Annotated in this window: 29 protein-coding genes and 1 pseudogene; 17 read left to right on the top strand and 13 right to left on the bottom strand. The window is 71.2% G+C overall.

Annotation, left to right across the window (positions count from 1 at the left end; genetic code table 11):
- Positions 1 to 60: 60 nt before the first annotated feature.
- A complete protein-coding gene (locus tag OG885_RS20085) occupies positions 61 to 891 on the bottom strand; it encodes a DUF3558 domain-containing protein (RefSeq protein WP_405733427.1) in 831 nt (276 codons plus the stop codon).
- Positions 892 to 1087: 196 nt separating this feature from the next.
- Between OG885_RS20085 and OG885_RS20080 the strand changes: the two genes are divergently transcribed.
- Positions 1088 to 2281: an RtcB family protein gene (locus tag OG885_RS20080; protein WP_405733424.1), complete on the top strand. Its 1194-nt coding sequence runs from the start codon at positions 1088 to 1090 to the stop codon at positions 2279 to 2281.
- Positions 2282 to 2320: 39 nt separating this feature from the next.
- Here the strand turns inward: OG885_RS20080 and OG885_RS20075 are convergent, their stop codons facing one another.
- Genes OG885_RS20075 through OG885_RS20065 form a run of 3 tightly spaced genes read right to left on the bottom strand, consistent with a single transcriptional unit; the run spans position 2321 to position 4555 of the window.
- Positions 2321 to 3598, bottom strand: coding sequence for a tyrosine-protein phosphatase (locus tag OG885_RS20075; protein ID WP_405733422.1), 1278 nt, complete (start codon positions 3596 to 3598; stop codon positions 2321 to 2323).
- Between the two features lie 40 nt (positions 3599 to 3638).
- Positions 3639 to 3791: a hypothetical protein gene (locus tag OG885_RS20070; RefSeq protein WP_405733419.1), complete on the bottom strand. Its 153-nt coding sequence runs from the start codon at positions 3789 to 3791 to the stop codon at positions 3639 to 3641.
- Positions 3791 to 4555 (bottom strand): SDR family NAD(P)-dependent oxidoreductase, encoded by a 765-nt coding sequence (locus tag OG885_RS20065; RefSeq protein ID WP_405733416.1) that lies wholly within the window; start codon positions 4553 to 4555, stop codon positions 3791 to 3793. The genes OG885_RS20070 and OG885_RS20065 overlap by 1 nt, the downstream gene beginning before the upstream one ends.
- Positions 4556 to 4734: 179 nt before the next feature.
- Here OG885_RS20065 and OG885_RS20060 point away from each other — a divergent pair, with 179 nt between their 5' ends.
- Entirely contained in the window at positions 4735 to 5169 is a 435-nt protein-coding gene (locus OG885_RS20060) for an ester cyclase (RefSeq protein ID WP_405733413.1), read from the top strand.
- 13 nt (positions 5170 to 5182) lie between these two features.
- On the opposite strand, the gene OG885_RS20055 is transcribed toward OG885_RS20060, so the two are convergent.
- On the bottom strand, positions 5183 to 5518 hold the full coding sequence (locus OG885_RS20055; RefSeq protein ID WP_405733410.1) for a YnfA family protein: 336 nt from the start codon (positions 5516 to 5518) through the stop codon (positions 5183 to 5185).
- A 109-nt stretch (positions 5519 to 5627) separates the two neighbouring features.
- On the opposite strand from OG885_RS20055, the gene OG885_RS20050 reads away from it, so the two are divergent.
- Together OG885_RS20050 and OG885_RS20045 are read left to right on the top strand one after the other, a co-directional pair.
- The gene (locus OG885_RS20050; protein ID WP_405733407.1) at positions 5628 to 6125 is read left to right on the top strand and encodes a hypothetical protein; all 498 of its coding nucleotides are present in this window, start codon (positions 5628 to 5630) and stop codon (positions 6123 to 6125) included.
- Positions 6126 to 6202: 77 nt separating this feature from the next.
- Positions 6203 to 6679: a MarR family winged helix-turn-helix transcriptional regulator gene (locus OG885_RS20045; protein ID WP_399949935.1), complete on the top strand. Its 477-nt coding sequence runs from the start codon at positions 6203 to 6205 to the stop codon at positions 6677 to 6679.
- Between the two features lie 7 nt (positions 6680 to 6686).
- Here OG885_RS20045 and OG885_RS20040 read toward each other — a convergent pair whose 3' ends face one another.
- A complete protein-coding gene (locus OG885_RS20040; RefSeq protein ID WP_405733403.1) occupies positions 6687 to 7097 on the bottom strand; it encodes a winged helix-turn-helix transcriptional regulator in 411 nt (136 codons plus the stop codon).
- 146 nt (positions 7098 to 7243) lie between these two features.
- Between OG885_RS20040 and OG885_RS20035 the strand changes: the two genes are divergently transcribed.
- Positions 7244 to 8137 carry an NADP-dependent oxidoreductase gene (locus OG885_RS20035; protein ID WP_405733400.1) on the top strand — a complete coding sequence of 298 codons (894 nt, stop codon included), beginning with the start codon at positions 7244 to 7246 and terminating at the stop codon, positions 8135 to 8137.
- A gap of 78 nt (positions 8138 to 8215) precedes the next feature.
- Here OG885_RS20035 and OG885_RS20030 read toward each other — a convergent pair whose 3' ends face one another.
- Complete coding sequence (locus tag OG885_RS20030; protein WP_405733398.1) at positions 8216 to 9622, bottom strand: MFS transporter; 1407 nt, start codon at positions 9620 to 9622, stop codon at positions 8216 to 8218.
- A gap of 124 nt (positions 9623 to 9746) precedes the next feature.
- Between OG885_RS20030 and OG885_RS20025 the strand changes: the two genes are divergently transcribed.
- From OG885_RS20025 to OG885_RS20005, 5 genes are all read left to right on the top strand, one after another.
- Entirely contained in the window at positions 9747 to 10847 is a 1101-nt protein-coding gene (locus OG885_RS20025; RefSeq protein WP_405733395.1) for an LLM class flavin-dependent oxidoreductase, read from the top strand.
- On the top strand, positions 10844 to 11560 hold the full coding sequence (locus OG885_RS20020) for a CE1759 family FMN reductase (RefSeq protein WP_405733392.1): 717 nt from the start codon (positions 10844 to 10846) through the stop codon (positions 11558 to 11560). Before OG885_RS20025 ends, OG885_RS20020 begins: the two co-directional genes overlap by 4 nt.
- A 117-nt stretch (positions 11561 to 11677) precedes the next feature.
- The gene (locus OG885_RS20015; protein WP_405733389.1) at positions 11678 to 12460 is read left to right on the top strand and encodes a response regulator transcription factor; all 783 of its coding nucleotides are present in this window, start codon (positions 11678 to 11680) and stop codon (positions 12458 to 12460) included.
- A complete protein-coding gene (locus OG885_RS20010) occupies positions 12461 to 13873 on the top strand; it encodes an ATP-binding protein (RefSeq protein WP_405733386.1) in 1413 nt (470 codons plus the stop codon).
- A 386-nt stretch (positions 13874 to 14259) separates the two neighbouring features.
- Complete coding sequence (locus OG885_RS20005; RefSeq protein WP_405742797.1) at positions 14260 to 15459, top strand: ArgE/DapE family deacylase; 1200 nt, start codon at positions 14260 to 14262, stop codon at positions 15457 to 15459.
- 6 nt (positions 15460 to 15465) lie between these two features.
- Here OG885_RS20005 and OG885_RS20000 read toward each other — a convergent pair whose 3' ends face one another.
- Entirely contained in the window at positions 15466 to 16350 is an 885-nt protein-coding gene (locus tag OG885_RS20000; protein WP_405733383.1) for a LysR family transcriptional regulator, read from the bottom strand.
- 85 nt (positions 16351 to 16435) lie between these two features.
- Here OG885_RS20000 and OG885_RS19995 point away from each other — a divergent pair, with 85 nt between their 5' ends.
- The 7 genes from OG885_RS19995 to OG885_RS19965 all read left to right on the top strand — a co-directional run bounded on the left by OG885_RS19995 (position 16436) and on the right by OG885_RS19965 (position 21403).
- A complete protein-coding gene (locus tag OG885_RS19995) occupies positions 16436 to 17350 on the top strand; it encodes an EamA family transporter (RefSeq protein ID WP_405733380.1) in 915 nt (304 codons plus the stop codon).
- A gap of 11 nt (positions 17351 to 17361) precedes the next feature.
- Complete coding sequence (locus OG885_RS19990) at positions 17362 to 18015, top strand: NAD(P)-dependent oxidoreductase (RefSeq protein ID WP_405733377.1); 654 nt, start codon at positions 17362 to 17364, stop codon at positions 18013 to 18015.
- A gap of 67 nt (positions 18016 to 18082) precedes the next feature.
- On the top strand, positions 18083 to 18745 hold the full coding sequence (locus OG885_RS19985; protein ID WP_405733374.1) for a hypothetical protein: 663 nt from the start codon (positions 18083 to 18085) through the stop codon (positions 18743 to 18745).
- A gap of 80 nt (positions 18746 to 18825) precedes the next feature.
- Entirely contained in the window at positions 18826 to 19320 is a 495-nt protein-coding gene (locus OG885_RS19980; protein WP_399950082.1) for a MarR family winged helix-turn-helix transcriptional regulator, read from the top strand.
- Between the two features lie 198 nt (positions 19321 to 19518).
- Positions 19519 to 20136, top strand: coding sequence for a DsbA family protein (locus tag OG885_RS19975; protein WP_405733371.1), 618 nt, complete (start codon positions 19519 to 19521; stop codon positions 20134 to 20136).
- A gap of 47 nt (positions 20137 to 20183) precedes the next feature.
- Complete coding sequence (locus OG885_RS19970) at positions 20184 to 20990, top strand: MBL fold metallo-hydrolase (RefSeq protein WP_405733368.1); 807 nt, start codon at positions 20184 to 20186, stop codon at positions 20988 to 20990.
- A 2-nt stretch (positions 20991 to 20992) separates the two neighbouring features.
- Complete coding sequence (locus tag OG885_RS19965; RefSeq protein ID WP_405733365.1) at positions 20993 to 21403, top strand: nuclear transport factor 2 family protein; 411 nt, start codon at positions 20993 to 20995, stop codon at positions 21401 to 21403.
- A gap of 4 nt (positions 21404 to 21407) precedes the next feature.
- Here the strand turns inward: OG885_RS19965 and OG885_RS19960 are convergent, their stop codons facing one another.
- From OG885_RS19960 to OG885_RS19940, 5 genes and pseudogenes are all read right to left on the bottom strand, one after another.
- Positions 21408 to 22397 (bottom strand): iron-containing redox enzyme family protein, encoded by a 990-nt coding sequence (locus OG885_RS19960; protein ID WP_405733362.1) that lies wholly within the window; start codon positions 22395 to 22397, stop codon positions 21408 to 21410.
- Positions 22394 to 22624, bottom strand: coding sequence for a CDGSH iron-sulfur domain-containing protein (locus OG885_RS19955; RefSeq protein WP_405733359.1), 231 nt, complete (start codon positions 22622 to 22624; stop codon positions 22394 to 22396). Before OG885_RS19955 ends, OG885_RS19960 begins: the two co-directional genes overlap by 4 nt.
- Positions 22608 to 23294: a HemK2/MTQ2 family protein methyltransferase gene (locus OG885_RS19950; protein ID WP_405733356.1), complete on the bottom strand. Its 687-nt coding sequence runs from the start codon at positions 23292 to 23294 to the stop codon at positions 22608 to 22610. The genes OG885_RS19955 and OG885_RS19950 overlap by 17 nt, the downstream gene beginning before the upstream one ends.
- A 95-nt stretch (positions 23295 to 23389) precedes the next feature.
- Positions 23390 to 23991, bottom strand: a pseudogene (locus OG885_RS19945) (flavodoxin family protein).
- A gap of 40 nt (positions 23992 to 24031) precedes the next feature.
- Complete coding sequence (locus OG885_RS19940) at positions 24032 to 24217, bottom strand: hypothetical protein (protein WP_405733353.1); 186 nt, start codon at positions 24215 to 24217, stop codon at positions 24032 to 24034.
- Between the last annotated feature and the right edge of the window lie 60 nt (positions 24218 to 24277).

Here is a 24277-nt window from a genome sequence, read left to right as displayed (position 1 = left end):
ACGCGGTGAGACAGCTGTGCGGTTCGGTTCACCGGCATCGCGGAACGTCACCGAGAGGCTTCAGCCCGCCAGCGCGTCCGCCAGCTCGGAGGCCAGATTCCTTGCCCTGTCCTGCATTTCCTTGCTGTCCGGCGCGGTCCCGACCGTCGTCGGCTGCTCCTCGTACTCGACCGTCACGATGACGTTGGACGTGCGGAACACCACAGTCACCGTGCGCTGCTGGGCCGTCGAACCCGAACTGCTCACCACGTCGTTCAGGAACGCCTCGTCGCCCAGGTCGTCGAGAACGCGGGGCTGGAGATCGGCGAGCGCGGACCCGTCCGAGGCGGAGGAGGAGGAAGAGGAGGTGGGGGAAGAGGAGGACGAGGAAGGGGAGGCGGAGGCGTCGTCGCCCGGCGTCGCCGAGGAACTCACGTCCGACGTCGCCGACTCGGACGGCTCCGGGAGATGCGCCGCCGTCTGCTGCTCCGCGAACAGCGCCTGCGCCTGGCTGTCGTCGCTGACGGAGTTGTCGTACGACACGACACGCTCCAGGTCGACGAGGAGATGGTCGGTGGCGTCGGTCGACTCCACCTTCCACTGGCAGCCGACCTTGCGGTCCGTGTCGAAGGTGGTCGTCGGGGTGCCCTCGTACGCCTTCGCCTGCTGGTCCTCGTTCGTGAGCTGCTGGATGCCGGGGAGGAGGATGTCGAGGGTGTCCTGGGCGACCGCGCCGCAGGGCTCGGGAAGCGTGCGGTACCGGCCGGGCTCGGCCACGGCGGAGGCGGTGCCGGCGTTGCCCGGGTTGGAGTTGTCGTCCGTGCCGCCGGTGTCCGAACCGCTGGTGCAGCCGGCGGCGAACAGCGCCACGAGGAGGGCCGCGACGCCGGGTACGTACGCCTTCCGCTGCACGGTCGGCTCCTCTCGATGCTGCTGGTAGCTGCGCTGATGGCTGCTGGTTATTCGTTTGCCGGGCGGGGGTGCCCCCTGCGCACCATGTGTATCGCACGCACAGCCGTGGACGCCGGTCCGTTGTCCCTTTCCTTGACCTTGGCGCCGGTTTTGCGATTTGAGACTTTGTACTGGGTTCCGGGGGAATGAGGACGATATGTCGTACGTGGAAATGCCGGGCGCGAAGGTTCCCATCCGTATGTGGGCCGACCCGGCGTCGGTGGAGGAGGGCGCGCTCCAGCAGCTGCGGAATGTCGCGACCCTGCCCTGGATCAAGGGCCTGGCGGTCATGCCGGACGTCCACTACGGGAAGGGTGCGACGGTCGGGTCCGTCATCGCGATGCAGGGGGCGGTGTGCCCGGCCGCGGTGGGGGTGGACATCGGGTGCGGGATGTCGGCGGTGAAGACGTCCCTGACGGCCAATGACCTGCCGGGGGATCTGTCACGGCTGCGGTCGAAGATCGAGCAGGCCATTCCGGTGGGGCGGGGGATGCATGACAGTCCCGTGGAGCCGGGTCGGTTCCATGGGCTGGCCACCAGTGGGTGGGACGACTTCTGGGGGCGGTTCGACGGGGTCGCGGAGGCGGTGAAGTTCCGGGAGGAGCGGGCTGCGAAGCAGATGGGGACGCTCGGGTCGGGTAATCACTTCTGCGAAGTATGCATAGATGTGTCCGGTTCGGTGTGGCTCATGCTGCATTCCGGTTCCCGCAACATCGGCAAGGAACTGGCCGAGCACCACATCGGCATCGCCCAGAAGCTCCCGCACAACCAGGGCCTGATCGACCGCGACCTCGCCGTCTTCGTGGCGGACACCCCGCAGATGGCGGCGTACCAGAACGACCTCTACTGGGCTCAGGAGTACGCCAAGTACAACCGCACGATCATGATGGCGCTCCTCAAGGACGTGATCCGCAAGGAGTTCAAGAAGGCCAGGCCGACCTTCGAGCCTGAGATCAGTTGCCATCACAACTATGTGAGCCGCGAGCGCTACGAGGGCATGGACCTGCTCGTCACCCGCAAGGGCGCGATCCGGGCCGGCTCCGGCGAGTACGGGATCATCCCGGGCTCGATGGGTACGGGTTCGTACATCGTGAAGGGTCTCGGCAACGAGAAGGCCTTCAACTCGGCCTCGCACGGCGCCGGTCGGCGCATGAGCCGTAACGCGGCCAAGCGGCGCTTCTCGACGAAGGACCTGGAGGAGCAGACGCGGGGCGTGGAGTGCCGTAAGGACTCCGGTGTCGTGGACGAGATCCCGGGCGCCTACAAGCCGATCGAGCAGGTCATCGATCAGCAGAGGGACCTCGTGGAGGTCGTCGCGAAGCTGAAGCAGGTCGTCTGCGTGAAGGGCTGACGACGAGTAGGCCCCGGCTCCGGCCGGGGCCTACCTGTCTTATCGCAGCCGCTTCTCCAGCAGCGTCACCGCGTACGGGCTGCCCAGGCCGCCGTCCTTCGCGGGCTGTTCGCCTACGACCGTGTAGCCCGCCGTCTCGTAGTACGTGCGCAGGCGGGGGTTGGTGGACAGGCAGTCCAGGCGGGCGTACGGGCGGCCCGTGGACGTGATGCGGGACTCCGCGTGGGTCAGGAGGGCGCCGCCTGTGTTGGGCGGGGCCAGGTGTGGGGTCGTCATCAGGCGGTGGATGTAACCCGCGTCCGTGGGGCGGGGGCCCCACGCCGCCTCGTCCGACCACCAGAGTTCGTACGCGCCGGCCAGGTGGCCGTCGGCGTACGCCAGCCAGACCTCGCCCTCGGTCATGCGGGTGCGGAAGTGGGTCGCGTCCTTCTCGGAGGGTTTCCACTGGTCGATGTTCCGGGCGAGCATCCACAGGGCCACCGAGTCGCGGAGGCGGACGAGGAGTTCGGCGTCCTGCGGTTCGGCCCGGCGGTAGGTCAGGGGTGGGTGTGTGGTGGGGGCCGGTTCCAGGAGGTTCGCCGCCAGCTTCGCCGAGAGGGACTCCGTGTCCATGCCGAGCGCCTGGGTCACGTATCCCTCCACCGAGCCGTATCGCTCCTTCAACAGCCCGAGGAAGCCGCGCATCACCGAGGCCGGGGCTCTGCCGAAGCCCAGCCAGGTGGGGGACTGGCCGTTGTTGCGGGCCTGCCAGTCGGCCAGGAGGGCCGGGGCCGCCAGTTCGGTGAGGGTGAAGTCCTCGATGATCGTGCGTTCGTCGACGCCCAGCAACGTCAGGACCAGCGCCGCCAGTTCGCCGGTGCGGTCCTTGCCGGAGGCGCAGTGGAAGACGAGGGGGGTGGCGGGGGAGGCGGCTTCCGCGATGCGTTCCAGGGCCTCGCGGATCTCCTTCCTGCCGTCCTCCGCCACCTGGAGGTAGCGCTCGGCCAGGTAGGGGCCGGGGTCCACCTCCGGGGGCAACGCCGCCTGGTTGTACGGGCGGTGCTCGATGCTGAGGTTGATGTAGTCGTAGGCGTGGTCGTGGGAGTCGGCCGCCGGGATGCGGCCCTGGCGTTCGATCTCCCACGGGTAGCGCAGGTCGATGACCGTGCGGATGCCGAGGGACAGGAAGCGGGACCAGTCGGGGGTACCGGGCGTCAACTTGCCCAGGGAATCGGAGCGGTACAGCACGCCCGGGCGGATGCGGCGGCCGTCTGCCGTCCGGTATCCGCCCAGGTCGCGGAAGTTGTGCAGGGCGTCGAAAGGCACGTGTCTGTCCACAGGCGGTGACCCTATGGTGCGGTTTCGCTCTCGCGCTGCCCTATTTCGCGTGCGTGACCGCGTAGATCATCACGAACGCCACGATGTGGATGCCGAAGAGGAAGTAACCGAGGTAGTACCAGACGATGCGTTCGCGCTTCTTCTCCAGTGCCAGGCGGCGCTGTTCCGCCTCGGAATCGTCGGCCCCGGTCATCACAGTTCCCTGTGCACCTTCGTGTTCGACGCCTGGGCGCGCGGGCGCAGGACCAGGAGGTCGACGTTGACATGGGCGGGGCGGGTGACGGCCCAGGTGATCGTGTCGGCCACGTCGTCGGCCGTGAGGGGCTCGGCGACGCCCTGGTAGACCTTCGCCGCCTTCTCCTCGTCGCCGCCGAAGCGGGTGAGGGCGAACTCGTCCGTCTTCACCATGCCGGGCGCGATCTCGATCACCCGGACCGGCTGCCCGACGATCTCCAGACGGAGGGTCTCGGCGAGGACGTGGCTGCCGTGCTTGGCGGCCACGTAACCGCCGCCGCCCTCGTAGGTGCCGTGGCCCGCGGTCGAGGAGACGACGACGACCGTGCCGTCGCCGCTCGCGATCAGCTTGGGGAGCAGGGCCTGGGTGAGGTTGAGGGTGCCGATGACGTTCGTCTCGTACATCGTGCGCCAGTCGGCCGGGTCGCCGGTCGCGACGGGGTCGGCGCCGAGCGCGCCGCCGGCGTTGTTGACCAGGACGCCGATCGTCCTGAAGGCACTGGCGAACTCGTCGACCGCGGCGCGGTCGGTGACGTCCAGCTGGTAGGCGGTGGCCTGGTGGCCGGCCGCGTTGATCTCCTCCGCCAGCGCCTCGATCCGGTCCTTGCGGCGGGCGGTGAGGACGACGCGGTAGCCGGCGGCGGCCAGCCCGCGGGCCGTGGCGGCGCCGATTCCGCTGCTCGCACCGGTGACGACGGCGATGCGGGACGCTGCGCTGGGCATGGGCGGGAGCTCCTCGGGTCGGCGATCAGGGGGCTTTCGGGTGGCCTCCGGTCGGCCTTCGACGGCCTTCGGTGACCTTCCCCAGGATAGGCGGGCTCCCGTGCTCCCTTCCGGGCGGTCCGTATCGCGGGCCGGTGAGAAAATGAGGGGGGTGATCCCCTGGAAGACGGAGGTGGATCATGGGAGAAGCGCGTGAGGTCATGGACCGGCTCACCGACGCGGTGACCGCGCACCCGGACCTGAAGGTCCTCGGCGAGCTGTACGCGGAGGACGCCGTCGCCTACACCCCCGACGAGGGCGAGATCCACGGGCGCGACCACATCGTGGAGTACTGGCGGCAGATGACGGAGTCGGTCCCGGACGGCAGGTTCGAGCCGCTGCACTCCTACGAGGTCGGCGACACCGCCATCGACGAGGGCGTCTACCGCGGCCACAACACCGGCCCGCTGTATCTGCCCGACGGCGGCACCCTGCCCGCCACCGGCAAGGAGGTCAGCATCCGCGGGGTGGACCTCGCCACCGTGAAGGACGGCCGGATCACGGAGTACCGGCTCTACTTCGACGAGATGGAGTTCCTGGGCCAGCTGGGGCTGCTGCCCGACGAGACGCCTTGACGCGGGGCAGGGGTCACTGTCCTCGCGGGGCGTACATGATGACCGCCATGCCCGCGAGGCAGATCAGTGCGCCCGCGATGTCCCAGCGGTCGGGGCGGTAGCCGTCCGCGGCCATGCCCCACAGGATCGAACCGGCGACGAAGACCCCGCCGTACGCGGCCAGGATCCGGCCGAAGTGCGCGTCCGGCTGGAGGGTGGCGACGAAACCGTAGGCGCCGAGGGCGAGGACGCCGCCGCCGATCCAGAGCAGGCCGCGGTGCTCCCGTACGCCCTGCCACACCAGCCAGGCACCGCCGATCTCGAAGAGGGCGGCGACGACGAAGAGGGCGGCGGAGCGCAGGACGTGCATGCCGGAAGGGTGGCACAGCGGCTTCACCTGATGGACGGCGCCTGCCCGGCGCTCCGCGTGGGATACATCCGTACGACCACGGTGGAGTCTCCTCTGAGGAGTGGGCGGTATGCGGGTTCTTGGTGTGTGCGTCGCGGCTGTGCTGGCGGTCGGCGGTGCGGCTCCGGCCGCGGTCGCGGGCGACGGGTCCGACGGGTCCGGTGGCGGGTGGTTCGACCCCGCCCCCGAGGCCGACCTCGCCTATCACGGGGCCGCCGCCATGGCCTCCGGCCAGGTCGATGTGCGGTTCACGCCGCGCAACCACGGGCCGTCGGCGGTCCCGGACGCGACCGTACGGCTGCGCTGGTCGGAGCCGCTGGCCAACCGGCAGCAGCTGCCGGACGGGTGCGCGCGCTCGGGTGCGCGGGTGGTGCTGTGCCGGGTGGGGGCGCTGGACGCGGACGGGCTGGGGGAGCAGATCGAGCTGCGGCTGCGGTTGCGCGGGGAGCCGTCGGAGGTGCTGGTGGACATCGACACGGTGTGGAGCGGCGGGGTGGTGGACCGGAACCGGGCCAACGACCGGCAGCGGGTGCTGGTGCTGGACACGGGGGACACGTACTACTTCTGACCGACGCCGGGCCTTCTTCGGCGGGCGAGTGTGTGCGTCGTACGATTTCTGCACGACGCAGACGAAGGGTGGCGGGCATGGGTGGCGGTACGTCACGTGAGCGGATGCTGGACGAGCTGTCCGTGGTCTCCCGGCGCTACATGGCCTCGTACGCCCTCTTCAACCAGGCCGTCGCCGACCATGTCGGCCTGCACCCCACCGATCTCCAGTGTCTGAACCTGCTGACGCTGGAGGGCGCTCCGGTGACGACCGGCCGGGTCGCCGAGCTGACGGGGCTGACGACCGGGTCGGCGACCCGGCTCGTGGACCGGCTGGAGCGGGCGGGTTATGTCGTGCGGCAGCGGGACGCGGCCGACCGGCGGCGGGTGCTCGTGACGACCGTGCCGGAGAAGGTCGCGGAGTTCGGGCGCGTGTGGGACAGGCTGGGGGGCGGCTGGGTGGCGCTCTTCGACGACCTCGGTGACGACCAACTGGCGCTGCTCATCGAGCACATGAGGCGTACGACGGAGTTCAGCGCGCGGCAGGTCGAACGGTTGCGGGCCGGGGACGTCTGAGACAGGCCTAGGCGACCTGTTCGTCCTGGGTGTCGTAGCGGTCGCGGGCCTCGTGGACCTCGTCGATGTGGGTCTCCGCCCAGTCCTTCACGGCCGTCAGGAGCAGGGCCAGGCTGTGGCCGAGCGGGGTGAGTTCGTAGTCGACGCGGACCGGGACGGACGGGGTGACCGAGCGGGCCAGGATGCCGTCGCGTTCCAGTGAACGCAGGGTCTGCGTCAGCATCTTGGGGCTCACGCCCGCGATCTTCCGGCCGAGGTCGCTGTAGCGCATGGTGCCGCCGGCGAGGGCGGAGACGACGAGGCTGACCCACTTGTCGCTGAGCCGGTCCAGGAGCTGGTTGGTGGGGCAGCCCTTGATGAACGCGTCGTACTCGATGCGGGCCTGTTCGCGTCGCTGGGCCGCCGTCATGGTCGCCATGGCTCACCTCTGGGGGACATACGCACTCTCAGGTAACTACTTACCAGGAGATAGTAGCTCTTCCTAGGGTTGCCGGCAGATGGAGCGCGGTCGCCGAGATCTTCGGCGGTCGCCGACAGCCGGTTTACTCAAGGGAGTTGGCAGTCATGCGTGCTGCGGTCGTGAACGCGTTCGGTGGGCCCGAGGTCGTCGAGGTCGTGGAGGCCGAGGTGCCCGAGCCGGGGGCGCGCGAGGTGCGGATCAAGGTGGCGGCGGCCACGGTCAACCCCGTCGACGCGGGGGTGCGGCAGGGTGTTTTCGGGGGTGCGGGCAAGCGGATCGGGCTGGGCTGGGACGTGGCCGGGACCGTGGACGCGGTGGGTGTCGCCAGTGCGTGGAGCGTGGGAGACGAGGTCGTCGCCCTCGACTACGGGATGGTGAAGCCGCTCGGTACTCATGCGGAGTACGTCGTCGTGCCCACGGACGCGGTGGCGCTGGCGCCTCGGACGGTGGGGGCGGTGGAGGCGGCGACGTTGCCGTTGAACGGGCTGACGGCTGCGCAGGCGCTGGATCTGCTGTCGCTTTCGGCGGGGTCTTCGCTGCTGGTGACCGGGGCCGCGGGCGCCGTCGGGGGGTTTGCGGTGCAGCTTGCCGCGCGGGCCGGGGTTGTGGTGACCGGGTTGGCTCGGGCGGGGGACGAGGAGCTGGTGCGGTCGCTGGGAGCGGACGACTTCGTCACGGAGGGGCGGGCGGGGGCGTTCGACGCGGTGTTGGATGCGGCCGTTCTGGGAGCGCCGGCCCTGGAGTGGGTGCGGGATGGTGGCGCCTATGTGGGGGTTATCCCGCAGGCCGCTCCTGAGGGTGTGCGGGGGGTTCGGGCGGGGGCCGTCGAGGTCGGTGCGGATGGGGCTCGGCTGGCGGAGTTGGTGGGGCTCGTGGATTCCGGGGCGTTGAGCCTGCGGGTTGCCGAGACCTTCTCGTTGGAGGATGCCGGGAAGGCTCATGCGCTGCTGGCCGGCGGTGGGGTTCGGGGGCGGGTTGTGCTGGTGCCGGGTGCCTAAGGGCTCGGGGTGGGCTGTTGTGTGGCGTGTGCGGGTGCGTGGGGGCTGGTCGCGCAGTTCCCCGCGCCCCTGGGTGGGTCAGTGGTGGCCTTCCTTTTGAGGGCTGCGCGGCAGTAGCGCTGCCAAGGGCAGGCAGGCCGTCAGTGCCGCTGCCACCGCCAGCAGGCTCCACGTGCCGCTGCTGTGGAAGTACACCGTCGTCACCGTCGCCGCGCCCATCGCGTTGGCGAGTTGCTGGACCGCGTTCAGGGAGCCGCTCGCGCTTCCCGCCTCGGACGGGGCGATGTCGCCGATCGTGAGGTCGTAGATCGTGCCGAAGCAGGTGCCCATTCCGATGCCGAGGATCACGAGGGGGGCGAGCAGCTGCCAGGTGGTGGTGTGGGTGCCGGTGTGGTGGATCTGGAGCAGGAGCCAGACGCAGCCCGCCAGGAGGATCAGCAGGCCGGTTACCGCCAGGCGGCGGCCGTACGTGTGGATCAGGCCGTGGCAGGCGATCGAGGCGATCACGATGCCGAGGGTCAGGGGGATCAGGCCCAGCGCGGTGTCCGCGGGGGTGCGGCCCAGGTCCTGCTGGAGGAAGAGGGAGATGACGTAGAGGAGGCCGGACGTCGCGGCGAAGGCGGCCACGCCGAGGGTGAGGCCCGCCGCGAAGCCCCGGTTGCGCAGGAGCGACGGCTCGATGAGGGGGTGGGCCGCGGTGCGCTGGCGGTGGCAGAACGCGGCGAAGGCGGCGACGCCGAGGAGAAGGAGGAGCAGGGGGCGGGCCGTCCAGGCTCCGGCCGAGCCGTCGATCAGGCCGCCCAGCAGGCCGAGCATCGCGCCCGCGAGGAGGGCGGAGCCGGGGCCGTCCACGCGGACGGACCTGTCGCCGGTGTCCCGGGGGAGCAGGCGGGCGGCGGCCAGCAGCGCGGCGCCGCCCAGGAGCAGGTTGATCAGGAACATGGGGCGCCAGCCGAGGCCCGCGAGGTCGGCGTCGACCAGGAAGCCGGCGAGGACCGGGCCGCCGACGGCGGAGAGGCCCATCGCGGGGCCGAACAGGGCGAAGGCCTTGCCGATCTGGTCGCGGGGCCAGGTGGCGCCGAGGATGCCGAAGCCCTGGGGGATGACGAGGGCTCCGAAGGCGCCCTGGACGAGGCGGGCGGCGACCAGGGTCGCGGGGGTGGGGGCCAGGCCGCAGGCCAGTGAGGCGGCGACGAAACCGGCGAGGCCGGTCAGGAACAGTCTGCGGCGGCCGTACTTGTCGCCCAGGCGCCCGCCGGGGACGAGCAGGACGCCGAGGGCGAGGGCGTAGGCGGCGCCCAGCCACTGGACCAGGCCGGGGCCGCCGCCGAGGTCGGCCGTGATGGTCGGGGCGGCGATGTTGGTGATCGTCGCGTCGAGGAGGTCGAGGATGTCGGCGGCGAGGATCACGGCCAGGATCGCCCAGCGGGCGCGGGCGGGGAGAGCGGCCTCGGATTTGCTTGCGTCGTGAAGTGTCTGCGTCACGCAGATAAATATGTGGGGTGGCTCGTCGGGTGTCAACCGGCTTTCGCCGCGCGTGGAATACCGGGAGCGGGGTGGTCGTTCAGGGGTATAGTTGAACGGTCAACAACTTGGAGGGTGATCGGCCATGCAGTTCGGGATCTTCAGCGTCGGTGACGTCACGCCGGACCCCACGACAGGGCGGACGCCGACCGAGCGCGAGCGCATCAAGGCCATGGTCGCCATCGCGCTGAAGGCCGAAGAGGTCGGGCTCGACGTCTTCGCGACCGGCGAGCACCACAACCCGCCGTTCGTGCCGTCCTCGCCGACCACCATGCTCGGCTACATCGCCGCGCAGACCGAGCGGATCGTGCTCTCCACCTCCACGACCCTCATCACCACCAACGACCCGGTGAAGATCGCCGAGGACTTCGCGATGCTCCAGCACCTGGCCGACGGGCGCGTCGACCTGATGATGGGGCGCGGCAACACCGGCCCGGTGTATCCGTGGTTCGGGCAGGACATCCGGCAGGGCATCAACCTCGCCGTCGAGAACTACGCCCTGCTGCGGCGGCTGTGGCGCGAGGACGTCGTGGACTGGGAGGGGAAGTTCCGTACGCCCCTCCAGGGGTTCACCTCCACCCCGCGGCCGCTCGACGGGGTCGCCCCCTTCGTGTGGCACGGGTCCATCCGGTCGCCCGAGATCGCCGAGCAGGCCGCGTACTACGGCGACGGCTTCTTCCACAACAACATCTTCTGGCCGGCCGACCACACGAAGAAGATGATCGAGCTGTACCGCTCGCGCTACGCCCACTACGGGCACGGGACCCCCGAGCAGGCCATCGTCGGACTCGGCGGACAGGTGTTCATGCGGGCCAGGTCGCAGGACGCGGTGCGGGAGTTCCGGCCGTACTTCGACAACGCGCCGGTGTACGGGCACGGACCCTCGCTGGAGGACTTCACCGACCAGACGCCGCTGACCGTGGGCTCCCCGCAGCAGGTCATCGAGAAGACGCTGAGCTTCCGCGAGTACGCCGGTGACTACCAGCGGCAGTTGTTCCTGCTGGACCATGCCGGGCTGCCGCTGAAGACGGTCCTGGAGCAGCTCGACATGCTCGGCGAGCAGGTCGTTCCGGTGCTGCGCGAGGAGTTCGCGAAGGGGCGGCCGGACGATGTGCCGGAGGCGCCGACCCACGCCTCGCTGGTGGCCGCCGCGAAGAATGACGTGAAGAAGGAGACCGTGTCATGAAGCTTGTCGTCGTCTCGGCGGGGCTGAGTGTGCCCTCGTCCACGCGGTTGCTCGCCGACCGGCTCTCCGCGGCCGTGGGGCGGCAGACGCCGGTGGACGTCCAGGTCGTCGAGTTGCGTGAGCTCGCCGTGGAGATCGCGCACTTCTTCACCAACGGGTTCCCCGGCAAGGCGCTGGCCGCCGCGCAGGAGGCGGTGGCCGGGGCCGACGGGCTGATCGTCGTCACGCCGGTGTTCTCCGCCTCGTACAGCGGGCTGTTCAAGTCGTTCTTCGACGTCCTAGACAAGGACGTGCTCGTCGGGAAGCCGGTGCTCGTCGCGGCGACCGGTGGCAGTGCGCGGCACTCGCTGGTGCTGGAGCACGCGCTGCGGCCGCTGTTCGCCTATCTGCGGGCCGTCGTCGTGCCGACCGCCGTCTATGCCGCGTCCGAGGACTGGGGTGCGGAGGGGCTTGAGGGGCGGATCGAGCGGGCCGCGGGGGAGCTGGCCGGGTTGATGACCGGGCTGGCCGGGCTGGTGGCTGGGCTGCCGGGGAGGTTGGCGGTGGGTTCGGGTCCGGGTTCGGGTTCGGATTTCGATGCGGATGCCGGTGCGGATTCGGGTGCGGGTGCTGCGGGTGCGGGTGCGTCGTTGTCGGCTGCTCGGGGTGGTGAGGGTGGCTTCGAGGTCGTGCCCTTCGCGGAGCAGCTCGCCGCGTTGTCGCCGCGGCGGTGAGAGGGCGGTAGGGGGACGGGGCGCGGTTGCCTCTGTGACGGTGAGAGGCGGGTAAAAAGGCTGATCGTCGGGTCGCTCACCCGGCTGAACCGGCGGATGCCTTGGCAGTATGGAGGCGTGCCTCAGACCGTGCTGCTCGCCGAAGACGACCGCGCCATCCGTCATGCGCTGGAGCGCGCCCTCACCCTGGAGGGCTACCGGGTCACCGCGGTCGCCGATGGGGTCGAGGCGCTCGCGCAGGCGCACCGCACCCCGCCCGACGTGCTCGTCCTGGACGTGATGATGCCCGGGATCGACGGGCTCCAGGTGTGCCGGGTGCTGCGGGCCGAGGGCGACCGGACACCGATCCTGATGCTGACGGCGCTCGTGGAGACCCAGGACCGGATCGCCGGCCTGGACGCGGGCGCCGACGACTATGTGCTGAAGCCGTTCGACGTCGAAGAGGTCTTCGCCCGGCTGCGGGCGCTGTTGCGGCGCACCGGGGGTGGGGGCGGCGGGACCGGGAGCGGTGGCGGGGGCGGCGGTACGGGTGCCGGTTCGGGGGCTGGTGCCGGTGCGGGGTCGGGGGGCGCCGACATCGCGCAGAAGGTCGTACCCGAGCGGTATCTCGAAGCCGCCGGGATCCGGATGGATCCGCAGGCGCGGCGGGCCTGGCGGGACGGGCGGGAGCTGGAGCTGACCCGTACCGAGTTCGAGCTGCTGGAGCTGCTGGTCCGCAACGCGGGGATCGTGCTCGACCACTCGACCATCTACGACCGGATCTGGGGCTACGACTTCGGACCCGGGTCGAAGAACCTCGCCGTCTACGTCGGTTATCTGCGGCGCAAGCTCGACGAACCGGGGGCGCCGCAGCTGATCCACACCGTGCGCGGCGTGGGGTACGTGCTGCGGGAGGACTGAGTGGGGCGCCTCGCGCGGCTGCTGCGTCGGCGGCGGCCCGGGCTGGTGTCCCTCGCGACCACGTTCGCCGTGTCCTTCGCGGCCGTCACCGCCGCCGTCACCGTGGTCGTCGGCATCCTGTCCTACAGCGCGGCGGCCCGGCTGGTGCGGGTCGACCAGCAGTCCGTGTTCGACGAGGTCGTACAGGATCTGCGGGACGAGGTGCGGCAGCACCGGATGGCGCCGGAGGACTTCTCGTCGTCGGCGCCCGGGCACGATCTGGTGCGGCCGGCTCGCACGGATGTGCAGGTGCTGGGGGCCGATGGGTCGGTGGTCGATCCTGGTAGTCCTGGGCTGCCTGTGACGGATGCGGATCGGGGTGTCGCGGGGGCCTCGGCGGCGGGGGAGGTCGCCGAGCACAAGGACGTCAATGTCGGCAGCGATGTGTATCGCGTCGCCACCGTGGCGCTCGGGGGTGGGCGGGGGGCCGTGCAGGTCGCCCAGGAGTTCAGTGACACCGAGGATCTGCTCCAGGCGCTCCAGCAGCGGACGCTCATTCTCATGGCGGCCGTGGTGGTGGGTGCCGGGCTGTTCGGGTGGTGGCTTGCTCGGCGGATCACTCGGCGGCTGGTTGTTCTCACGGGTGCTGCGGAGGACGTCGCTCGTACGCGGCGGTTGGGTGTTCAGGTGCCGGTGACCGGCTATGACGAGGTGGGGCGGCTCGGGCGGGCCTTCGACCGGATGCTCGGGCGGCTCGCGCAGTCGGAGGAGGATCAGCGGCGGCTGGTGCAGGACGCGGGGCATGAGCTGCGGACGCCGTTGACCTCGTTGCGGACCAATATCTCGCTGCTGCGGCGGATCGACGAGCTGCCTCCGGAGACCCGGGAGGAGCTGGTCGCCGACCTTGGGCAGGAGGCTCGGGAACTCACCGATCTGGTCAACGAGTTGGTCGAGCTGGCGGCCGGGCAGTCCGACACCGAGCCGCCGCAGCGGGTCGATCTCGCCGATATCGCGGAGGACGTGGCCGGGGTGGCTCGGCGGCGTACCGGGCGGGAGATCCTGGTGCGGGCCAGTGGGGACACGTCGACGGACGGGCGGCCGGGGATGCTGACCCGGGCGGTGTCCAACCTCGTGGAGAACGCGGTGAAGTTCGACCGGGAGGGGCGGGGGCCCGTCGAGATCCGGGTGGCCGGGCCTGCTCGTGCGGGGGTGGTGCGGGTGGAGGTGCTGGACCGGGGGCCCGGGATCGGGGACGAGGAGCTTGTGCGGGTGTTCGACCGGTTCTATCGGGCTGCGGATGCTCGGTCGTTGCCGGGGTCCGGGCTGGGACTGTCGATCGTGCGGGAGGTGGCGCTGGCCCATGGGGGTGCGCCGTTCGCCGTTCGGCGGGACGGGGGTGGGGTCGTCATCGGGTTCACGGTGGGGGGTGGCTGAGCCGCCGGGGGCGGTGCGGGTGCGGTGTGGGTGCGGTGCGGTGTGGGTGCGGTGCGGTGCGGGTGCGGGGCGGTGCGGGGCGGTGCGGTGCGAGTGCGTTGGGGGTCGGGGCCGCGCCGGGGGGTGTCCGTCCTCGGAACGGCGCGGAATCGGTCACCTATAAAGGGCGGCCGTGTTGACGCGCCAACCGCTGCGGGCGGACACCCCCCGACACGACCCCTTGCCGCCGTTGCGCGCTGCGGCTCCGCGGGGGTGCCGGTCCCGTCCTGGGGCTGTACGTCGTAGCGTCCCTGTGGATCCAACTGCCGGGGAGGCTCACTGTGTTGCTTGATCATGAAGCTGCCGTGCTCGATGCCATCGATGAGGCCACGGTCGCTCGTACGTTGATGGAGCTCATCGCCGTGCCGAGTGTCACCGGGAGTGCGGCCGAGGCGGAGATTCAGCAGCTGTTGGGGCGGCGGCTGGAGCTTCTCGGGCTTGATGTGGATCTGTGGCGCATGGATCTGGACGCGTTGCGCGCGCATCCGGAGTTTCCCGGCAGTGAGGCTCCTCGTGAGGAGGCCTGGGGGCTGGTCGGGCACCTGGGTGACGGTGGGGACGGGCCCCTTTTTGTCTTGCAGGGGCATGTTGACGTGGTGCCGGGTGGGGATCCGGGGGCCTGGGTGGGGGATCCCTTCGTGCCTCGGGTGGTGGGGGACGTTGTGCATGGGCGGGGGGCCTGTGACATGAAGGGCGGGCTGGCCGCGCAGTTGGCTGTGCTGGGGGCTCTGCGGGCGGCTGGGGTACGGCTGCGGGGGCGGGTCGGTGTGCATTTCGTCGTGGGGGAGGAGGACGGGGGGCTCGGCGCCTTCGGCACCTTGCAGCGGGGGTACGGGGGTGATGTGTGCGTCATCGGGGAGCCGACCGCGGAGACGCTGGTCACCGCCAACGCGGGGGCGCTCACCTTTCGGCTGACCGTCAACGGGCTTGCCGCGCACGCCAGTTCGCGGGAGAAGGGGGTCAGTGCCATCGATGCGTACATGGGGGTGCATCGGGCCTTGGGGGAGCTGGAGGCGCTGCGTAACCGGGAGCCGCATCCGTTGCTCGCCGGGTATCCGATCCCGTACGCGCTGTCGGTGGGGACCGTGCGGGCCGGGGACTGGGCCAGCAGCGTGCCCGATGTGCTGGTGGCGGAGGGGCGGCTGGGGGTGCGGCTGGGGGAGGAACCGGCTGCCGCTCGGCAGGAGTTCGAGCGGTGGGTGGCGGAGGTGTGCGGTCGTGATCCTTGGCTGCGGGAGCATCCCGTGGGGGTGAGCTGGCCTGGGGGACAGTTCGCCAGTGGGCGGTTGCCGGAGGGGCATCCGCTGCCCGGGGTGTTGCGGGAGGCGTATCGGGATGCGGGGGGTGGTGGGTCGTTGCGGGAGCGGGGGGCCACCTATGGGAGCGATCTGCGGTTGTACGCGGGGGCCGGGGTGCCTGCCTTGCAGTACGGGCCGGGGGACATCGAGGTCGCGCACAGTGCGCGGGAGTCTGTTGCGGTGGGGGAAGTGGTGGGTGTGGCGCGGACGTTGGCGCTGGCTGTGCTGCGGAGTGTCGGGGTGAGGTGAGGGTGGTCAGTCCGGTACGCCGAGCACCTTGAGCATCGCCCTTGCCGCCGGGCTCGGGTTGAAGCGGCTCCAGACCAGGTATTCGATGCGGCGGGGGCCGTCTGACACCGGGACCAGGGCCAGGGCGGGGTCGGCCGTGGCGAGTGGGGCGATGAAGGCCGATGGGAGGAGCGCCACGCCCAGTCCCCGGGCGACCAGGCGGGTGATCAGCTCGACCACTCCTGCCTCGTAGGCGACGTCTCGGACCAGACCGGCCGCGGCGAACGCCTGGTCGGACTGGGCCCGGGCGGGGGTGCCGGAGACGAAGTCCACGAAGGTCTCGTCGGCGATCTCGTGGAGGGCGACCTGGGGGGTGCCCGCCAAGGGGTGGCCGGCCGGTACGAGGAGGGCGTGCTCGTCGTGGTCCAGGGCCAGGGCCTCGACTCCGGCAGGGGGTTGGCTCGGCGGCAGGCCCAGGAAGGCTATGTCCAGCTCGCCTTGGCGGACGGCTGCCGCCAGGTCGTCGCTGCGGCCCGAGCGCAGGGCGATCCGGACCTGGGGGTGGTGAGTGCGGTAACGCTGGAGCAGCTCCGGTACGTCCACCGCGGCCGTCGTCACGATCACGCCCACGGCGAGCCGGCCCCGTACCGCCCCGGTTGCCGCCGCGGCGTCGGCCGCCGCGCGGTCGGCTGCGGACAGGCATTCGCGTGCCGCGGTGATGAACGCCTCGCCCGCGCTGGTCAGTTCTACGCGGCGGCTGGTGCGGGCGAAGAGCTTTACTCCCAACTCCCCTTCCAGGCCCGCTATGCGGTGGCTGAGCGAGGACTGGACGACGCCGCAGCTCTCTGCGGCGCGGGTGAAGTTGCGGGTTTCGGCGACGGCCACGACGTAGCGCATCTGCTGGAGGTCCATGTCCCGCATGATGCATGGGCGTAGTGCATGGGTGCCATGACAATCATGCTTTGGATTCATTGTTGTTCGCGTTGATATTCGATGCATGAGTGTCTTGATCGAACGGGCGCCGGGGGCCTCGCGGGTCGCCACCGTCGCGCTGACCGCGCTCGCCCCGGCGGCCTGGGGCACCACGTACGCCGTGACCACCGAACTGCTGCCGTCCGGGCACCCGTTGTTCTCCGGGCTGCTGCGTGCCCTGCCCGCCGGGCTGGTCGGGCTCGTTCTCACGCGGGTGCTGCCGCGCGGGGCGTGGTGGTGGAAGGCCGCGGTGCTCGGCGTGCTCAACATCGGTGCCTTGTATCCCCTGTTGTTCCTCGCCGCCGAACGTCTCCCCGGCGGAGTCGCCGCCACCCTCGGCGCCACCCAGCCCCTGCTGGTCGCCGGGCTCGCCGCCGCCGTGCTGCATGACCGGCCGACCTTGTGGCGCTGGGCCTGGGGTGTGGCCGGTGTGGTCGGGGTCGGGCTCGTCGTGCTCGGGCCGGGGGCGCGGCTGGACGGGGTGGGTGTGGTGGCGGGGCTCGGCGGTACGGCGTCCATGGCCGCCGGGATCGTGCTGCTGAAGCGGTGGGGGCGACCGCCGGGGGCCGGGCCGCTGACCTTGGCGAGCTGGCAACTCTCCGTTGGGGGAGTGGTGTTGGTGCCGCTTGTCGTCGTCGGTGAGGGGGTGCCCGAGTCGATCGACGCCGGGGCCGTCGCCGGTTATCTGTGGCTCGGCAGCATGGGTGGGCTCATCGCCCACATGCTGTGGTCCCGCGGGATCGGCAGGCTGCCGGTGGGGGCGTCGGCTCCGCTGGTGCTGTTGTCCCCGCTGGTCGCCGCCTTGGTGGGCGTCGTCGTGCTGGGTGAGTCGCTGAGTCTGTCGCAGACCCTCGGGTTCGTACTGGCGCTGACCGCGATGGTCGCGGCGCAGCTGGACGCCCCGACTTGGGCCACATATCGAGGGAGAGGACGTCGTTGATGAGGAACGACATGACCATTGCCGTGCTCGGTGCCACCGGGATGGTCGGCCGTCGTGTTGTCGGGGAGGCCGGGGCACGGGGGCATCGGGTGCTCGCGTTGTCCCGGAAGGCGGAGAGGGAGGAGGGGGAGGGCTTCACGCGGGCCGCGGTCGATGTCGGTGACTCGGCTGCCCTTGCCGAGGTTCTGGTGGGGAGCGGGGCTGACGTCCTTGTTCTTGCCGTGCGGAGTCATCCTGCCGACGAGGAGTTTCTTGTGGGGGCGACCCGTGCCGTGATGGATGTCGGTGCTCGGCTCGGTGTGCGGGTTCTTGTGGTCGGGGGTGCCGGGGCGCTGCGCAGTCCGGGCGAGGGGGAGCTGCTGGTGGCGCACGACCCCGCGTATGTGCCTGCCGAGCTGCGGGCCGTGGCCGAGGCAGGCGTCGCCCAACTCCGAGCGTGTGAGGGGCACGTGGGTGCCGAGTGGGTCTATCTGAGCCCGCCCGGGCTGCTGGAGCCCGGTGTGCGGACCGGGCGCTATCGGCGCGGTACCGACACGCTGCTCATCGATGCCGGTGGGCGGTCGTGGATCAGTGCCGAGGATCTGGCCGTCGCCGTTCTCGACGAACTGGAGAACCCGGGCGGGGAGCGGCACTTCACGGTGGTGGCGGATGAGGAGGATGAGTAGCTGAACCAGGGTTGAGTGAGTGATCGCGCCCATCCGCCGTGCCCCGGAGGCGGCTTGGCTTCCTCGTATGTCCTCGAACGATTCCCCCGCCCGTCCGACCCACCCCACCGGCGCCGGTGCCCTCGGCTGTGGCTGTGCCGTGCTCGTGGTCCTGCTCGGCGTTCTCGTCCTGGTGTTCGTCCAGCTCACCTGGGGTTCGGCGGGGGCGGCGGACCATCCTCGCGTCGCGCCCGAGGAGATGGCGGAGCGGGCCTTCGAACGGTCCCAGGAGGCGTACGGCGTCCTGGGGTTCACCCGGACCGTGCGGCCGGGCGTCGAGAAGGTCGGCGTCAGTACGGAGAACACCTTCGACTCCGGCTTCTGCTACGACGGGGGGCTGCTGGGCCTGGACGACAGGACCGTCGACGGCGCCTACACCATGAGCCACGACTGGGCCCTGGACGATGTGCCGGCGAGCCAGGCCGTGCCCGGGCTGCGGCGGCTGCACGAGCGGCTGATCGACGACGGCTGGGAGGTCACGTCGTATCGGGAGGGTAAGGACGGGCAGGACTGGAGCCTGTTCGTGCGGCGGGACGACGGCGACGAGCGGATGTCCTTCACCTGGTTCCCGGACCGTGAGTACTTCATGGGGGGTGCGAGTGTGCCCTGCGCCTACGACCCCGCCTGGGAGGAGGGCGACGTCGGTCCCGCCGGGGGCGATGTGCGGCCGTCGGTGTTCGGTCCCGCGTAGGAAGGCGGGGCGGCGCGCGGATCCGTGCGCACGGCATGATCTGTGGATCGCACGTGGGTGAACGGGAAGGGCGGCGGGACGTGGACGAGCGGGCTGAGATCTCTACGGCGAAGGAGGCCGCCGACAATCCGCTGGTGCTGGCCTTCGGGCGGCTCCAGGGGGCGGCCAACCGGCTGGAGTACCTCCTGGGCCGGGCCCTGGAAGAGGAGTGCGGGATCAGCCATCTGATGTTCGAGGTGCTGCTCATCCTCGGGCGGGCCGAGGGAGCCGGGCTGTCCATGCGGGCCGTCGCCCAGGAGCAGGTGCTGACGACCGGCGGCGCCACCCGGCTGGTCGACCGGATGGAGGCGGCCGGGCTCGTCGAGCGCGCCGAGGACCCGGGCGACCGGCGGGGGCGGCTGGTGCGGCTGACCGAGCTGGGGGAGCGGACCGCGGTCCGGGCCTCGCGGGTGCACGTGGAGAACATCCGGCGGTACTTCCTGGCGCCGCTGCCGGCCGAGGACCATGACCGGTTCGCCGAGGATCTGCGCATCCTGAGCCACTCCGCGCGGGATGTGCTGCCTCGGCTGCCCTGAGGCCGGGCATCGGCCGGTCGGCTTCGTCGACCTGCGGGTGGTGGGTGGCGCTGGTTCACTGGCTAACGGCGCTCCGGTGTGGCGGCTGTCACATCGCCGGTCATCTCGCCGGGGAAATACCTGACTAATCAGTTACTGTTGTGTCAGGTGAAATGCTCGCTTCCGGCGGGCGCCCCACACCCTTTGCCGAGGTCCTCGATGAAGCTCGTCTACGTCTTCGATGCTTACTGCGGTTGGTCGCACGGGTTCTCCGGGACCCTGCGCGAGGTCGTCTCCCGCCACCCCGGGCTGCCTGTCGAGGTCGTCTCGGGCGGCCTGTTCACCGGGTCGCGCCGGGTGCCGATCCGTGAGTTCGGGTACGTCCAGGGCGCCAACGCCCAGATCGCCGAGCTGACCGGCGCCGAGTTCGGGGCCGCCTACGACCGGCTGATCGCCGACGGCACCTTCGTGATGGACTCCGAGGCCGCCGCCCGCGGCGTCGCCGCCCTGCGCCAGGCCGCCCCCGACCGGGCCGCCGACCTCGCCGTCGCCCTCCAGCGGGCCTTCTACGTCGACGGCCTGAGCCTCTCCGACCCCGCCACCTACCGGAAGGTCGCCGAGGCCGCGGGTCTGGACGCCGACGCCGTCGTCGCCGCCTTCGAGGCGCCCGAAACGCAGGACGCGGCCGAGGCCGACTTCCGCCGTTCCGCCGCACTCGGCGTCACCGGCTTCCCCACCCTCCTCGGCATCGACGGCGACCTCGTCACCGTCCTCGCGCACGGCCACGCCACCGCCGACGACGTGGACCGGCGCCTGGCGTCCCTCCGCATCCACTGACCCCGCTCCCCGTCCCCACCCCGTCCCCTCTCCTGAAGGAGTCCTCGATGAGCACGCTCGACTTCAAGGTCCTCGACCTCGACTTCCCGGCCGGCAGCAAGAACAAGACCGCCACGCTCGTCACCGGTGAGAGCGAGGCCCTCCTCGTCGACGCCGCGTTCACCCGCGCCGACGGCCACCGCCTGGTCGCCGAGATCCTCGACTCCGGCAAGACGCTCACCACCGTGTTCGTCAGCCACGCCGACCCCGACTTCTACTTCGGCGCCGAGGTCGTCGCCGACGCCTTTTCCGAGGCGAAGTTCGTCGCGACGCCGATCGTCATCGAGCACATCCAGCGCTCCTACGAGGGCAAGCTCAAGGCCTGGGCCGCGCTCGGCCCCAACCTGCCCACCCGCCTGGTCGAGCTGGAGCCGCTGAGCGGCGACCTCACCCTCGAAGGCCACCGCTTCGAACTACGGGGCGGCACCCCCGAACTGCCCGACCGCCACTACCTGTGGCAGGCCGGGCACCGCGCCCTCCTCGGTGGTGTCCTGCTCTTCCAGCAGGAGCACGTCTGGGTCGCCGACACCGCCACCCCCGAGTCCCGCGCCGCCTGGATCAAGCTCCTGGACGAGATGGCCGCGCTGGAGCCGCAGTTGGTCGTACCCGGTCACCGGCTGCCCGGTACCGCCGCCGACGCCTCCGCCATCACCGCCACCCGCGACTACCTCGTGGCCTTCGAGGAGGAGCTCGGCAAGGCCGCCGACGGTCCGGCGCTCACCGAGGCGCTCGTGGCCCGCTACCCCGACAACGGCATGCTGATCGCCGCGCAGATCGGCGCGAAGGTCGCCAAGGGCGAGATGAAGTGGGGCTGACCATGACCGAGTTCGCGACCTCCCCCGCCCCCGCCGACGTCGTACGCCGCCAGTACCTGGCCTCCGCCGCCGGTGACCTCGACGCCCTGCGCGCCACCCTCGCCCCCGACGTGGAGTGGACGGAGATGGCGGGCTTCCCCCTCGCCGGCACGTATCGCACCCCGGAGGGTGTCACCGCCAACGTGATGGAGAAGCTGGGCCAGGACTGGGACGGCTGGACCGCCCACGACGACACCTACGTCGTCGACGGCGAGAACGTCGTCGTCCTGGCCCGCTACAGCGCCGTCAACAAGGCCACCGGCAAGGCGATCGACGTCCGCGTGGCCCACGCCTTCGTCGTGCGGGGTGGACTCATCGTCCGCTTCGAGCAGTTCGTCGACACCGCCCTCGTCCGCGACGCCATGACCGACTGATCCGTCAGCGCAGCGCGGTGGTCCCCTGCCGCCAGGCTTCCAGCAGCCTGGCGGCCAGGCGGTCCTCCAGGTGCGCGGTCGCGCGGACGCCGAACACCACGTCCGCTTCCAGACCCGGCTCGCTCTCCAGCAGACCGTCGACGACGTCCCGCCGTACGACCTGTTCGTGCACGGCGTCGGCCTCGACGTGCTCGGTGTAGAACCGTACGGCCGCCGGGCCCGCGCCCACCCGGCGCAGCGCCTCGGCGAGGCGGCGGGAGCCGGGGGACGAGGTCACCTCGACGGCGGCGAAGTGGCCGACGAGCGCGCCGCGCAGCGCCCGGTGCAGGCCGAACAGGGACATCAGGTTCACGGTGGCGAGCGCCTCCGCCGGGGCCGCGTCGACATAGTGGCCGTACGCCGTCTCCAGCTTCAGGTCCGTCATCAGGTCGGCGAACAGCTCCGCGTGGATCTCGTCCGGGCGGCCCGCGCCGAACTCGTCGAACTCCACCGCCACCATCCCGGCCTTGGCCCGCCCGTGCAGTCGCGGGATGACCCAGGCGTGCGGGTCGGCCTCCTTGAGGTGGTAGAGCGAGCGCAGCGCCGCGTACTCGCGCAGCTGGTCGAGGGTGCCCTCGTCGCGCAGGAAGAACGAGACGCTCGTGCCGTCGGGGTCGGCGGTCGGTTCGACCTGGAGCGCGTCCAGGGCGGCGGTGGCGGTGGTGTCGGTGGTCGGTACGTCCTCGCGCAGCGCGGTCAGGAAGCGGTCTTCGAGCGCGGCGCGGAAGGCGAGCAGGGCGCTGTCCCACTCCAGGTCGTCGGGGACGTCCTCGAAGCCCCGGTAGTGCAGTTCGTAGAGGGTGTAGAGGGCCAGTTGGAGGTCGTCGCCGTAAACGGGGGAGTCGGGAAGGCCGTCAGGGGCCGACGCGCCTTGCAGGGCCGCCGCCACCGCCGCGGAGAGGGGGCCGCGGGGGGTCGGCAGGGGCGGGGGGCGGTGCCGGGAGGCGGTGGTCACGCGGAGCCCCCTTCGTCCGACGGGCCGGTGCGCCGCTCACGGCGGCGGTGGCTCGTGTCGCACCACGGGAACAGACGGCTGCGGCGGCAGGTGCAGACCGCCACCTCGAATCGGTCGGACACCGTCACCTCGCCGTTCTCGTCGACCACTTCGACCGGCCCCTCGATCAGCAGGGGCCCGTCACGCTGGACACGGATGCGGCGGGGGCGGTCAGACGCGGCGGCCACGGATCACCACCAACTCCTCTGTCGAGTCGCCGTTCACCAGACCCCGGTCGCGCAGCCAGCCGAGGCGGGAGCGCAGGACCGGGCCGAAGGGCAGCCGGGTGCGGTCGACGACCTCCGCGCGCAGACCGGCCCCGGTGAGACGGTCCAGCGTGGCGTCGACGCCGCACAGATGCGAGTGGACGAGCAGCAGGGTGCCCGTCGGCTGGAGGACCGTCGGCGCGGAGTCGCAGACCCGGTCGACCAGCAGCCGGCCGTCCGGTCCGGCGTCCCAGGCGCGGGCGGGCCCGCGGGGCGCGGAAGCGTCGGGCGCGGGGACGTAGGGCGGGTTGGCGAGCACCAGGTCGAAGCGGCGGCCGGGTACCGCCGCGGCCAGGTCGCCGTGGCGCACGCGCAGGTTCTGGCCGTTGAGCACGGCGTTGAACCAGGCCGCCGCGACCGCCCGCCAGGAGATGTCGACCGCGGTCACCCGACCGCCGAGCCGCGCTGCCTCGACCGCGAGCGCCCCGCTGCCGGTGCCCAGGTCCAGCACGTCCGTCCGGTCGGTGATCGGTTCGCGGCGCAGGGCCCGCCCGAGCAGCCGGGTGTCGGTCTGCGGCGCGTACACGCCCCGCGGGACCCAGCAGCGGCGTGGGTCGGCGGGGGTGGGGCAGCCGACGGTGGTGGGGGTCATGGGGCTCCTGAGGTCTCTCCGGGCCGAGGGGGGTGCCAGGGCGCTGCGGTCACATGAGTGAGGGGTGTGCGCCTGCGGGCGCGGGCCCGGTCTCGTCAGCCGGGGGCCTTCAGCGGCCGGGCGGACAGGGCGCTCGCCACGCCGTGGAGGTTGTCGGCCATCGTGCGGCCGGTGCTGTGCGCCCAGTCGCGGCCCTTCTCCTCGTCGAGGTAGTCGGGGCCCGGGCCCGGGCCCAGGTGCCAGTACGTCCAGGCCTGGCCGGGGATCGTGTAGCCGATGTCCGCCAGTGCTCCGGAGATCTCGCTGATGACGTGGTGGGCACCGTCCTCGTTGCCGGTGACGACGACGCCGGCCACGCGGTTGTAGGCGACGGGGCGCTCCTCGTCGTCCGTCTCGGTCATCATCGCGTCCATGCGTTCCAGGACGCGCTGCGCGACCGAGGAGGGCCGGCCCAGCCAGGTGGGGGACGCGACGACGAGGATCTCCGACTCCAGGAGCCGCTCGTGGACGCCGGGCCACTCGTCGCCGTCGCCGGCGTCGGTGACCACCCCGGGCGCGATGTCGAGGTCGACGGCCCGGACGGAGGAGACCTGGACGCCGTACCCGGACAGCCTCGCGGTGACCACCTCGGCCAGTGCCTCGGTGTTGGAGGGGTCGGGGGACTTCTTGAGCGTGAGTTGATGACGAGTGCCTTCACGGTTCCTCCGGGATGGGGGAAGCCCTCGGTCGGTCTCGGGTCAGTCGTCGCCGCGGACGATGTTGGCTTCGCCGCCCGTGTCCGTGACGAGCGGGCAACTGCCGTCCTCGACGGGGGAGATGCAGGTGCGCAGGCCCTTCTCGCGGACGATGCGGGCCTTCCTCCAGCCCGTCCTGGCCACCCGCAGGGCGTCGGTGGGTTTGTTGTTGACGGTGGGCGCGGTCACGGCGGTTCAGCTTCTTCCTGAGGTGTCGAGCTGTCTTTTCGAGATGGCGACCGAGTTCCC

The organism is Streptomyces sp. NBC_00028, assembly GCF_045041065.1.
GTDB lineage: Bacteria > Actinomycetota > Actinomycetes > Streptomycetales > Streptomycetaceae > Streptomyces.
Note: the sequence above shows the minus strand (reverse complement) of the source record. Positions and strands in the feature narration are given on the sequence as shown.